This is a genomic window from Saccharibacillus alkalitolerans (assembly GCF_011090185.1).
Taxonomy (GTDB): domain Bacteria; phylum Bacillota; class Bacilli; order Paenibacillales; family Paenibacillaceae; genus Saccharibacillus; species Saccharibacillus alkalitolerans.
Window position 1 is genome coordinate 731,900 of the sequence record NZ_JAAFGS010000002.1, and the last position, 12,515, is coordinate 744,414.

General features: G+C 52.4%; 9 protein-coding genes. All 9 read right to left on the bottom strand.

Translation table 11 applies throughout. The features are described 5' to 3' along the window. Positions 1 to 15: 15 nt before the first annotated feature. The 9 genes from clpP to GYN08_RS08755 all read right to left on the bottom strand — a co-directional run bounded on the left by clpP (position 16) and on the right by GYN08_RS08755 (position 12,370). Positions 16 to 609, bottom strand: a complete 594-nt coding sequence (gene clpP / locus GYN08_RS08710) for an ATP-dependent Clp endopeptidase proteolytic subunit ClpP (protein ID WP_166273781.1) — start codon at positions 607 to 609, stop codon at positions 16 to 18. A gap of 56 nt (positions 610 to 665) precedes the next feature. Continuing rightward, positions 666 to 1,490, bottom strand: a complete 825-nt coding sequence (locus GYN08_RS08715; protein WP_166273782.1) for an RNA polymerase sigma factor — start codon at positions 1,488 to 1,490, stop codon at positions 666 to 668. Between the two features lie 286 nt (positions 1,491 to 1,776). Further along, positions 1,777 to 3,393 (bottom strand): right-handed parallel beta-helix repeat-containing protein, encoded by a 1,617-nt coding sequence (locus tag GYN08_RS23670; protein ID WP_328802910.1) that lies wholly within the window; start codon positions 3,391 to 3,393, stop codon positions 1,777 to 1,779. Between the two features lie 548 nt (positions 3,394 to 3,941). Further along, positions 3,942 to 5,786: a right-handed parallel beta-helix repeat-containing protein gene (locus tag GYN08_RS23675; RefSeq protein WP_328802911.1), complete on the bottom strand. Its 1,845-nt coding sequence runs from the start codon at positions 5,784 to 5,786 to the stop codon at positions 3,942 to 3,944. A 741-nt stretch (positions 5,787 to 6,527) separates the two neighbouring features. Next, positions 6,528 to 7,421 carry a carbohydrate ABC transporter permease gene (locus GYN08_RS08735; RefSeq protein ID WP_166273783.1) on the bottom strand — a complete coding sequence of 298 codons (894 nt, stop codon included), beginning with the start codon at positions 7,419 to 7,421 and terminating at the stop codon, positions 6,528 to 6,530. 16 nt (positions 7,422 to 7,437) lie between these two features. Next, a complete protein-coding gene (locus tag GYN08_RS08740; RefSeq protein WP_166273784.1) occupies positions 7,438 to 8,316 on the bottom strand; it encodes a carbohydrate ABC transporter permease in 879 nt (292 codons plus the stop codon). Positions 8,317 to 8,402: 86 nt separating this feature from the next. Beyond that, entirely contained in the window at positions 8,403 to 9,731 is a 1,329-nt protein-coding gene (locus GYN08_RS08745; protein ID WP_166273785.1) for an extracellular solute-binding protein, read from the bottom strand. 106 nt (positions 9,732 to 9,837) lie between these two features. After that, the gene (locus GYN08_RS08750; RefSeq protein ID WP_166273786.1) at positions 9,838 to 10,623 is read right to left on the bottom strand and encodes a response regulator transcription factor; all 786 of its coding nucleotides are present in this window, start codon (positions 10,621 to 10,623) and stop codon (positions 9,838 to 9,840) included. Further along, positions 10,595 to 12,370, bottom strand: coding sequence for a sensor histidine kinase (locus GYN08_RS08755; protein ID WP_166273787.1), 1,776 nt, complete (start codon positions 12,368 to 12,370; stop codon positions 10,595 to 10,597). Before GYN08_RS08755 ends, GYN08_RS08750 begins: the two co-directional genes overlap by 29 nt. Positions 12,371 to 12,515 lie beyond the last annotated feature (145 nt).

Sequence of the window (12,515 nt, forward strand, 5' to 3'; positions counted from 1 at the left end):
TCCGGGTCAAACCTTCTACGCGCGCTTCGATCCGTCGATAATCCGGTCGATAACGCCGTATTCCAGCGCTTCTTCCGCCGACATGAAGTAATCCCGGTCCATGTCCCGCGCGATTCGTTCGATCGGCTGGCCCGTATGCGAGGCCGCGATCTCGTTCAGCCGCTCGCGGGTGCGGATGATCCGCTTGGCGCTGATCGCGATGTCGCTGGCCTGCCCCTGCGCGCCGCCGTGCGGCTGATGGATCATGATCTCGCTGTTCGGCAGCGCGCAGCGCTTGCCCGGGGAACCGGCCAGCAGCAGAATCGCCGCGAAAGAAGCGGCCATGCCCGTGCAGATCGTATGCACGTCCGGCTTCACATGGCGCATGGCGTCATAGATGGCAAAGCCCGCCGTGGTCACGCCGCCCGGACTGTTGATGTAAAAATGAATGTCTTTCTCCGGGTCTTCGGCTTCGAGCAGCAGCAGCTGCGCCGTAATGCTGTTGGCGACCTGATCGTCGATCGCGGAACCGAGAAAGACAATCCGGTCCTTCAGCAGCCTGGAATAAATATCGTAAGATCGCTCGCCGCGGCTCGTTTGTTCCACGACGTAAGGAATGAAAGTGCTCATCGTTCGTTTCCTCCTCGGAATGCAAATAAGGTGGAATCCGCGGCGGCCGCAGGTTCTCAAGCCGCCGAAAAGAGAAGGAAAGGCGGAAGGCTGCTTGCGTCCGTTCTGCCGCCTCGGCACGAATACGGACGGCGCCCGGGCCGTTCCGTCCTTCCCGGCTTCGGTGCGGCCGCGCAGCGAACCGCGAGAACCGCTTCTTCGCCGCTGCCTCCGTTCCGCAAAATAAGCAGCGCCCGCACGTCCTGCAGACGAATCGCTTCCATATAAGCGTAGACCGTCTGTTCGTCTTCCGTCCCGCTTGCCGTCTCTCTGCCGTCCGGCGCGGCTTTTGTCTCGCTTTCCTCCTGCCGGTACTCGTCCAGCTTCTTTCTCGCCCGATGCAGCGCGGCTTTGACGCCGCCCTCCGTCGTGCGAAGCAGTTCCGCCGTCTCCGCCGCCGTGAAGCGCAAATACTCCATCAGCAGATATGCGGTGCGCTGATCGGGCGTCAATACCCGCACCAGACGATCCGCGGCCGGCCACAGCTTCAGCGGATCCGGCGATTCGGCAGCCGCTTCGGCTTCCGCTTCGAGCCCGGTTTCTTCGCGTCCCCTGCGCATCCGGTCGATCCAGGCATGATACGCGACGCTGCGCAAATACGTACGATTCCAGGTCTTTCCTCCGCCGCGAAACGCGGACCACGCTTTAAGCCAGGTTTCCTGCAGCAGATCCTCTCCGTCCGGTGACGAACCGGTCAGGAACCTGCAGTACTTTTTCAGGGCTTCGCCGTGCTCCGAGATCAGCTCGTCGAACCGGGCGCGGTTCGACGCAGATTGCCGCTCCTCTTTTTGTCCGTTCTGTTCGATACCGAATTCTGCCCTGCCTGTCTTCGTCTCTGCCATTCCGTTCCCTCCTCCCTGCCGGATTCATCGGCTTAAACGAACGAATCTCTCCAAACGATACTCCGACGAAACGAATTTATTTTATTTTTTTCCGCAGACCGTGTTTCGACTTTCTGTTATAAGGTTATAACACCACATAGAGATTTTAAACCAAACCGGACTCCGATTCGGAATACGGCGCGGCATACAACCTTGAATAATGGGATAATCGGCACAAAAAAAGCGAGAACCAGTTGCGACCTGGTTCCCGCTGAATCGAATCTTTGTGAGAGAAGATTTGAAAAGATTAGAAGCCGATGTTATCGATGAGCTTGATGATCCCGTTACTGAAGGTTGTTGCCGCGCCGTTTGTGTTGATCAACGTGTTTTGACGGAACGTGATGTTCTTGATCGTCGCGTCGCCCCATACGCCGATGCCGCGGTGCGCGCCGTTCGTAATCATGTTGTTATTGAATTCCACGTTGTCGATGACACCCTGCGAAGCGTACACCAGCACGTTCGGATGGTTCTGCGGTTCCTGAATCCCCGTGTGATTGATCGTATTGTTGTTGACTTTGACCCGATCCACATTCTGCGTATTGTAAGAACCTTCTACCGAGATATAGACCCCTGCCATCTGCGTTTCCTGCACTTTGTTGTTCTCGATCAGCACGTCCGTGCCGCCTACGACCGAGATGCCGCGCGCTTTCGAATTGTAGCCGACGTCGTTGCCGCGAATCGTGATGTTTCGGACCGGCAGATCGGCTCCGTCCTTATAGCTGACTACCGCGATGCAGTCGTCGCCCACTCCGCGCACCACGTTGTTTTCCACGGTCATGGAGTTGACGGAGTTGGTCATATGAATGCCGTCCGCACCGGTATTCTCGACGAGGTTGTTGGTCACCGTGCCGTTGGCCGCTCCGTACGTGATCATGATGCCGGCCGTGCTGGACTTGCTGACGTGCACGTTGTCGATCACGAAGTTGGTCGCGCTGCGTACCGTGATGCTGTTTTTCTCATGCGAGCCGTTGCCTCTGGGCACCGTCGTCTTGTATTCATGCTTGAGGTTGCGGAGCTCAGCTTTGTCGCCCTTCAGATCGATCGAGCCGTTTTCCGGATTCGTCGAAGCGAGTACGGTTGCCGATTTGCCTGCGCCCACCACTTTGATGCCGTCGATGACGAAGATTCCGCTCAACGTGAACTCGCCCGCCGGGATGGTCAGCGTTTTTCCCTGCGCCTTCGCTGCCTTAGCGGCCGTATTGAATGCGTTCAGATCGTCCTTGCCGTCGTTCGCTACCGCGCCGTAGCTTGTCACCGAAATGCTCGCGGTATCTACCGGAGTCGGCGCCGGTGCCGGCGCCGGGCTGGCTTCCGTAAACGTCACGGTCGGATCCCACAGCGTCTGATCGAAGTTCTTGCCGTCTTTTTTGTTTACGCTGAAGTAGATCGCCGTACCCTGTTCGACCGGAATATTATTCAAGTTGTCCGGCGTCGTTTCTGTCGCATTCAGCAGCGTTTTTGTCCACAGAACCGTGCTGTCTTTGCGAATCGTAACTACCGTTCCGTCGCCTTCGACGGTTCTTTTTCTTACCATGGCTGACAGGGAAACCGTTCCTTTGCCCGGAGATACCCACTTTCTTGCGGCGTCCGAAGTATCCCCCGGGTGCATGTCGCTGCCGCTCACCCAAGGATAACCGTTGGTTCCTTCCCAGCGTTTTACCGTTCCGTTATATCTCAGGTCGGTATACTGCCCGTTTGCCATTTGACCGTAGTACCACTGTCCGTAACCCTGCGTAGTCGTGCTGTAATTCGAAGAAGCGCTATATGAAGTCGTGGCTGCCTGAGCTTGTCCGATCCCCATTAAGCCGCCGCCGATCGCCAACGAAAGTGCCAATACCGCTTTTACCGCTTTATTTTTGCCCACTATGATGTTCCTCCAATGATGTATGATTTCCTGAATCGAACTTGTTTCGAGCGGAACCGGGAAGGTCCCTTCAGGCAACCGTCCGATCCGTGTGCTTGTCTTTACATGCCCCTATATCGGCGATTTTTTTCGACATTTTACAGGGGATGTTACTTTAGAACCGTTGGAACTAGCAAGTTAGAAAAAGTCAGTCTCTTTTGTGGGATATACAGGAGCATTCCATGGTTCTGCCAGCCTAAAGCTTCTGTCAACGGAAATGAGATAACGACGCTTAACCGCTTCTTTGATGCTGCTTTGTTTCGTTTTCTCTTCTTTAGTATAAATGGATTTTAATGGAAAAGAATAAGAAGAAGGTGCCGACTGCATAAAAAAAACTACGGGCTTTTTCAGGAAGATTGGCTCTCATTTCTCGAATCGCTCTTCCTAGAACCGGATTTAGGCTTCCATGGCCAGTCGACCGTTTCGGATTTGTTGCCTAAAAAAAGCGGGGACCAGTTGCGACCTGGTCCCCGCGGAATCGAATTTTTGTGAGAGAAGATTTGAAAAGATTAGAAGCCGATGTTATCGATGAGCTTGATGATCCCGTTTTTGAAAGTTGTCGCTGCGCCGTTTGTGTTGATCAGCGTGTTTTGACGGAACGTGACATTCTTGATCGTCGCGTCGCCCCATACACCGATGCCGCGGTGCGCGCCGTGCGTAATCATGTTGTTGTTGAATTCGACGTTATCGATGACCCCTGTCGAAGCATATACGAGTACGTTCGGATGGTTCTGAGGCTCCTGAATGCCCGTGTGATGGATCGTGTTGCCGTTGACTTTGATCCGATCGACATTAAGCGTATTGTAGGATCCCTCTGCCGAAATATAGATACCCGCCATCATAGTATCAGCCACGTTGTTGCCCTCGATCAGAACATCTTCTCCGCCTACGACCGAAATGCCGCGAGCTTTCGAGAAATTGCCGATCTTGTTGTTGCGGATCGTAATATTGTTGACCGGCGTTGAACTGGTTCCATAACTAACTACTGCAATACCGTCGTCTCCTACGCCCATCACCGTATTGTTTTCAACCGTGATGTGATGGGATTCCGTCGTCATATGGATGCCGTCAGCACCCGTAGTTTCGACCGTATTGTTGGATATGACGCCATTTTTAGAGCCATAAGCCATCATGATGCCGGCCGTGCTGGACTTGCTGACATGAATATTGTCGATGACAAAATTGCTCGCACTGCGTACCGTAATGCTGTTTTTCTCGTGGGCGCCGTTGCCTCTAGGCACGGTTGTCTTGTATTCGTGCTTGAGATTGCGAAGTTCGACTCTGTCGCCTTTCAGATCGATCGAGCCTTTTTCCGGGTTTGTCGAAATGAGTACTGTCTCCGCCGAGCCTGCGCCTACGACCTTGATTCCGTCGATTGTGAAAATGCTGCTCAGCAAGAACTCGCCTGCCGGGATCGTCAGCGTTTTGCCCTGGGACTTGGCCGCTTTGGCCGCCGCATTGAATGCGCTCAGATCGTCCTTGCCGTCGTTTGCTACCGCGCCGTAGCTTGTCACCGAAACGGTGTTGATGTCCACCGGTGCCGGTTCTGGTGTCGGTTCTGGCGTCGGTACCGGTGTCGGTACCGGTGTCGGTGCCGGTTCTGGTGTCGGTTCTGGCGTCGGTACCGGTGTCGGTACCGGTGTCGGTGCCGGTTCTGGTGTCGGTTCTGGTGTCGGTTCTGGCGTCGGTGCCGGTTCTGGTGTCGGTTCTGGTGCCGGTTCTGGTGTCGGTTCTGGCGTCGGTACCGGTGTCGGTGCCGGTTCTGGTGTCGGTTCTGGCGTCGGTGCCGGGCTTTGAGCCGTAAAGGTCACAGTCGGGTTCCAAAGCGTTTGGTCGGATACCGAATCGCCTTTTTTATTTAAGATAAAGTAAATCACTGTCCCCTGCTCGACCGGGATGCTGCTCACGTTTTCAGCATAGTAAGTTTTGGCGCGCACCAGCGTTTCTGTCCAGAGAACGGTATCGTCTTTACGAATCGTCACAACGGCTCCGTCTCCATTAGGGGTTCTTTTTCTTGCCATCGCCGAGATGGAGACCGTTCCGCTTCCCGGAGAAACCCACTTTCGGACGGCATCCCCATTATCCGCAGGGTACATGTCGCTGCCGTTTACCCAAGGATAACCCTTTTCGCCTTCCCACTGTTTCCGAGCCGAATTATAAGTTAAATCCGTATATTGTCCGTTAATCATTTGGCCGTAGGACCATTGCTGGTAACCCTGCGTGCCGGTGCTGAAGTTTGAAGAAGCCTTATACTCCGTAACCGCATTCGCTTGAGCTTGTCCAATCCCGATTACACCGCTTCCGGCTGCCAAAGAAAAAGCCAATACCACTTTTAACGCTTTGTTTTTACCCACTTTGATGTGCCCCCAATGATGTTAATTTTTCAACAGCTTTATTCCGACCTTTCTCCCGAGAAGCCAAATCATTTTTAAAGAAAATAAATTTTCTTTTAAAAAAAGAAAGAGCAAAAGAATTGAAGCACGTTCGAAGAACCTTTCAACAGCAGTCGTTTAACCTATGCGCTTTTCTTTACATGGATTTATATCGGTGATTCTTTTTGACAAATTACAGGCGAATTCATTTTCGGTCGGATGAACTAACAACTTCAAAAAAAAACATTCGCCTTGCAGTATATCTTTTGTATTTTTGATTATTTTCAGTCTTAAGTACTATAGCTGAGAGGAAAAATCTTTAAGGCGTTATCGATTCGTCGACTGCGCTCCGCTGTGCTTTTACGCTTTGGTTTCGTCTGGGTTTAAGCTAAAAATAATAAGAGAAAGGTATCGACCGGCAAAAAAACTTAAGATTTTTTTAGGAATAATGGCTCTCTAATTTTTTATGGTTCTCCCGAATATGGAACCTCCATTAGAAAACCTCCAAAAATATTCATCTTATCTCCTTCCGTTCCACATTTGTACACATTCTCTTCCTATAAGAAATCGTACGCGATTCTTATGGGACCTTTCTTACCGTTCCACAGCTTGTAGCTCCTAGCCACCTTACGCTCTAATTTGTTTCGAAAACACAAATAAACCGGCCATGCCGAGGCGGCAAGCCGGTTTACTTCTTATGGTACTTTTGAATGAGGACTTGATCTACCCTTTGACGGAACCGGCGGCCATCCCTTCCACGATTCGGTTGCTCAGCACCAGAAAAGCGATAAGAATCGGAACAATGCTGATGATGAGCGTTGCGCCGATCGCGCCCCAGTCCGTCAAATACTGGCCGACGAAGCTGTTGACTCCGACGGTCAGCGTCTTCAGACGGTCCGAGTTAATGAACGTATTGACGAATACGAACTCGTTCCAATTGTAAATCATGTTAATGATAGCCGTTGTCGCAATAACGGGCGTCGTGAGCGGCAGCGTGATCCGGAAAAAAATCCGATGTACCGAACAGCCGTCCATCACGGCCGCTTCCTCGATCTCTCTCGGCAGCGTCTGGTAAAACCCGAGCAGAATCATGATCGTCAGCGGAAGATTGAATGCCGTATAGGATAAAATAATCGACAGCGGATTATCGATCAGACCGACATTTTTGAAAAAACTGAACAGCGGAATCAGCGTCGAATGGAGCGGAATCATGAGGCCGATCATGAACAATCCCAGAACGAGACGGTTCAGCTTCCAATACATCCGGGTGATGGCGAAGGTAACGAAGCTGGCCAGGATAATGGTGAGAAACACGGCCGCCGCCGTGTACCATACGCTGTTCAGGAAGTACAGGTTGATATGCCCCTGCGTCCAGGCTTTGGCGTAATTCCCCCACTGCGGATCCTGAGGAAGAGCGAACGGCGAGGCGCCGAACACTTCTTGATTCGTTTTGAGAGAGAACAAGAACAGCCAGAACAGGGGATACACCTGCAGAAAGGCCAGCACTCCCAGTATCACATACAGGAGTCCCGTTCCGAGCCGGCTGCCGGCCGAACGTCCGCTTCTCGACGCGGCGCCATCCAGGCCCGAATGCTTTTTTGCTGCAAAATCGCTCATCGGTTGTCCCCCCTTTTCAGTATTGGTAGTCGTCTTTGGACGTCGTGAGCTTGCGAATCAGCCAGGTCACGATCAGGCAGATGATCAGCAGGGCAAAGCCGATCGCGCTGCCGTAGCCGAAGTTGTACTTGGTAAAGGCTTCCCCGTACATATAGGAGGCCATGACTTCGCTCGCATGGTTCGGTCCGCCGCCCGTCATCACGTAAATCAGATCGAAGTACTTGAGGGAACCGACCAGCGCCAGCACGATCGTCACCTTGAATACGGAGGAGATCAGCGGCAGCTTGACGCGAAGAGCGATCTGCAGAGGAGAAGCTCCGTCGATGCGGGCCGCTTCGACGACTTCCTCCGGCACGTTCTTCAGCGCGGCATAATAAATGATGATATAAAAGCCGGCGTACTGCCAGATGATCGGAATAAAAATGGAAAACAAGACGATATTGGGATCCGACAGCCACAGCGGCGGATTTTCCACGCCGAGCGAGATGAGCAGGCTGTTGATCATGCCGTTGGACGGATCGAAGATTTTGGACCACAGCTGCGCGATCGCGACCGATGAGAGCAGCATGGGGATTAAGTAAATTTTGCGAAACAGATCCGCTCCCTTGATCCGGCTGGCGAGAACCAGCGACACAGCCAGATACAGCAGCAGACTAAGCGTCGAAAAGATGCCGAGCAGGAAGGAATGGTAGGTGCTTTTCCAGAACATGCTGTCCTGCATCAAACGGCCGTAATTCTCCAATCCGATAAAACGTTTAGGCGCGAATCCGTTCCAGTCCATCAGTCCGTAGTAACCGGTCATGACGAGCGGGACATAAATCAGGCAGCCGATCAGCAGCAGTGCCGGCCATACATAGAGGGCAATGGCCCATTTGTTGGACATTACGGTTTTCAAGGCTTCGTTCCCTCCCTTGGGATAAAGGAAGAGGGCATATGCTCATATGCCCTCTTCGCGGCAGAAATATCGGGGATCTCGAGCCCTTATCTTTCGGCGTCGAGCGCTTCCTGCGTCTGCTTGACGAAATCCTGCGGGGTAATCTGCTTGCCGAACAGCGCCGAGACCAGATCGTGATGCAGCTCGGCCACGTTCGGGCTGGCCTGCGTATCGAAGTAAGTCGTCACGTTCGAAGCGCCGTTCAGATCGTTCAGGATTTCGGTGTACATCGGGTTGAGGTCTTTGCCTTCCGTATCGACCTTGGTTGCCGGAATGACGCCGGCTTCGGTCACGGAGCGCTCTCCCCATTCCTTGACGAGGAATGCCGCGAAGTCTTTGGCCGCTTCTTTGACCTTGGAATTTTCGGCTACGAACAATCCGACGCCGGGACCGCCTACGTAGCTGTTGATGTCCGTGCCTTTTCCTCCGTCATACAGCGGGAACTTGAAGTAACCGATCTTGTCCTTGAAGGCCTGGTCGACGTCCGGGCTGGTCGTATAATTCGGCAGCTCCCAGGTCGCCGTCAGGAACATGGCCGCCTGCTCGTTCATGAAATAGCCTTTGGCTTCGTCGTTGGAGAGGCCGCTGTTGCCTTTTTCAAAAGCGTTCATGTCCACCAAATTCTGCACTTCGGTCGCCGCCTGGACGATGGCCGGGTCGTCGAATTTCGTCTTGCCGTCGATGACGTCGGTCAAAATTGTCGGGCCGCCGATCCGATCCGCCAAATACATGAACCAGAAGGAACCCGGCCAGCCTTCCTTGTTGCCTACCGTTGCCGGAATGACTCCGTTATCGTTCAGCGTTTTAACCGCGGTTTTGAACTCTTCGAACGTCTTCGGCACTGCCAGGTTGTACTTCTCGAAAATTTCTTTGTTATAAAAAACGTAGGAGATATTCAACTCGAGCGGCATGCCGTACGTCTTGCCGTCCACCGCATACGACTCTTTGACGCCGGGGATAAAAGCATCTTTGAGGTTCGCGTCGATCACATCGTCGAGCGGCGTAAACAAATTTCCTTCGACGTAAGGCTGTAAAAATCCGTCCGACCAGGTCATGCCGACATCGGGAAGTTCGTTGGAAGAGGCGAGAACTTTGATTTTGTCCCGATACTGGTCATTGCCCAAAATCTCGGTCTGGATCTTCACGTCCGGATGCTCGCTCTCATATTCTTTGATAATGTTGTCGACGATCTTATACTGGGCGTTCGAGCTGCCTTCCGGCCACAAATGCATGAACTTGACGACCGTCTGGCCGCCGCCTGCGGCATTCGTGCCGCTTCCTTTCGCTGTCGGTTCGGAAGAGGAACAGCCTGACAAGATCAGGATTAAAATCAAAGCTGCAGACAATAGAATCGGAAGCGCTTTCTTTTTGGACAATTCAACTACCCCCTTGAAAGTTGTTTGTACGTTCCGTGCATTCAAAGTCTAACATCGGGGTGTTGAAGGCGTAAGGGCACAGCGATTGGATAAAATTCTCTTTTTTTTAGAAAGCCCTTTCATTTTCGAGTTTCCGATAGGTGCTCGGCGTCATTCCTTCGAGTTCTTTGAAAATTTTGATAAAATACTTCGCCGTCTTATAACCCGACTCTTCCGCCACTTCCCCGATCGGCAGATTGGTCGTGAGAAGCAGCTGCTTGGCATGCTGAATTTTACGGCGGGTGACGTATTCGCTGAAAGTCACGCGGGTCTGCTCTTTAAAGAGAGCGCTGAAGTAGCTGGGATTCAAGTGCACATGATCCGCTACTTCCTTCTGGGTGATTTCGTTCTGAAGATTCCGGTCGATGTAGAGAATGGCTTCGCGAATCGGCTCCCTCGCTTCCCGGCCTTTTTCGCTCGCCTTGACCAACCGATCGTCCACTACCTTCTCGATAATTTCCGTTCGTTCCTGCTTCTCTTCGATGCGCAGCGCGTCTTCCACGGCTTCGATCAGTTTGTCCCTGCTGATCGGCTTAAGCAGGTAATTGACGACGCCCAATCGGAGCGATTCCCTGGCATATTCGAATTCGGAGTAGGCGGAAATCACGATCACGACGGGAAAAAGATTTTGCTCTTTCATCGCTTTCAGCAGCATGATTCCCGTAATTTCCGGCATGCGGATATCGGTCAACAGAATATGAACCTTTTCGCGTCGGATCGTCTCGATCGCTTCGTTTCCGTCCGCGGCCGTCAAAATCCGGTGTTTGCCTTCCGCCCACGTATCGAGCATTTTTTGAATGCCTTGTCTCGTTCTCGGCTCATCGTCAACGACCAGTATCGTCTTGGCGTACATCGTCCATCCCTCCGTTAATCGGTATTTCGAAAAATATGCGCGTCCCGCGGCGAGGCTCGCTCTCGATCGATAACGCCTGCTCGGGCATAAGATGAGGATAATACAGGCGCAGCCTTTTATACACGTTGGAGATCGCCATGCCCTGACCGTAAGTCGAGCGCACGCCTTCCTCCTTCATCGAGGCCGCCACCTCGTCCAACTTTTTCTCGTCCATGCCCGGTCCGTCATCCCGAACTTCGATCCGGAGCCGATTCTCCTTCCCGGCAGGTTCTATGGTCAGACTGACGGTACAGTCGCCCCGCTTATTGCCTGCTCCGTGCAGCACGGCATTCTCCACCAAAGGCTGGATCAGCAGCTTGGGAATCTCCACCCGCTCCCATTCCGGCGAGAGCGAAATGCGGCATTTCAAACGTTCCCCGAAGCGCATCTTCATGATCTCCATATAGTCTTCAATATGCTGGATTTCATCTTTCATGGATACCCAGTCTTCTCCGGACTGCTTGGTAATCGTATAGCGAAACAGATTGGACATCGCGATGACGTGTTCGGCGAGCTCCCTTTGATCGTTGTCTTCAAGCGACCATCGCAGCGCATCCAAAGCATTGAATAGAAAATGCGGATTAATCTGTGCCTGGAGAGCCCGAAGCTCGCTGTGGCTGCGTATGATTTCTTTTTGATATACCATGCGAATCAGATGATTTGTTTCTTTGACCAGCTGATTATATGTACTGTTGAGCTCATTGATTTCGTTGACGGCGGAAACTTTGGGGTTTTGCGTCAGCGTCCCCTCGCCGGCCTGCTGCATCGTTCGGGTCAAGCGCAGAATCGGGGTGGTGATCATGGTAGAGAGAAAGAAGGAACAGATCGAATAGATGACGAAACCGATAAAACCCGAGAAAATAATGCCATAGCGCAATACGTTCACGCCGCTCGTAAGAGCGCTTACAGGTGTGAGAATCAAAACGGTCCATCCGGTCGCGGCGGAAGATTGCTTGGTCATGATATAATCCCGGCCGTCGATCTGCACCGTCGTATCCGGGAAATTCACGAGGGAATCCGTTGGTCCGCCGTAATTAGAAGTAAGTGGCTTCGATTCCCGGTCCAGAAGAATGGAATATTGGTTGGTGTGCCCCGTCAGTTCCTGATTCGCGAATTGGAAATAAGAACGGTAAATGCTGATCAGCAGGTATCCCCCTTTGGCATAACTGTGTTCCATTAGATTTACCCTGCGGATCGCCAAGAAATAATTGCGGTCGTTCGGATCGGGTCCAAGCATAACCAGCTGCCCCTTTGCTTCATCGGCTTTTTGAATCCAAGGGTCGGTGATTCGGGCCGTCAGCTCGGAGTCGTCCAGCGGGAGCATTCGTTCCAGTTCCCCGGTATACAGTTCGAACGAAAAGATTCCTTCGGAATTGGCCTGAATCGTGTTCACGATCCCTTTCAGACGCTGGCGTTCGCTAAAACTTACCTCGCGGCCGAAATAATCCTGAGTCAAAGCATGCTGGACTTCCCCGTTGGTCGTGACCAGCTTGGATACCATATTGACCTGCTCGTACAGGGAATCGAATCTTCCGCTGGCTTCGATTGCAACCTGTCGAATCTGCATTTCGGCATTGCTCTTTAAAAGAGAAGAGACGGGTCTGAAAGTCAAGAAGCTGACAATCAGCAGAACAATGACCATTACGACCAGAAAGACCGTCAAGATTTGGTTCCGCAAGGTATTCCACTTCTTCAGACGTGAGAGCATTATGGATTCGCCTTTCTTGGACATGAAGTGACAAAAGTCCGGGAGACTTTTGAATAGGGTCATTATAAGCGGGAAGCATCAGGGGAGCAATCCATGCGAAAGAAACATTTTTTTGAAAAACCATTAAAAAGTGATCCTAGATACA

What these genes read in the sequence shown, in the direction of transcription:
- clpP (WP_166273781.1), bottom strand. Translation starts at nt 609, where the DNA reads ATGAGCACTTTCATTCCTTACGTCGTGGAACAAACGAGCCGCGGCGAG.
- GYN08_RS08715 (WP_166273782.1), bottom strand. Translation starts at nt 1,490, where the DNA reads ATGGCAGAGACGAAGACAGGCAGGGCAGAATTCGGTATCGAACAGAAC.
- GYN08_RS08735 (WP_166273783.1), bottom strand. Translation starts at nt 7,421, where the DNA reads ATGAGCGATTTTGCAGCAAAAAAGCATTCGGGCCTGGATGGCGCCGCG.
- GYN08_RS08750 (WP_166273786.1), bottom strand. Translation starts at nt 10,623, where the DNA reads ATGTACGCCAAGACGATACTGGTCGTTGACGATGAGCCGAGAACGAGA.
- GYN08_RS08755 (WP_166273787.1), bottom strand. Translation starts at nt 12,370, where the DNA reads ATGCTCTCACGTCTGAAGAAGTGGAATACCTTGCGGAACCAAATCTTG.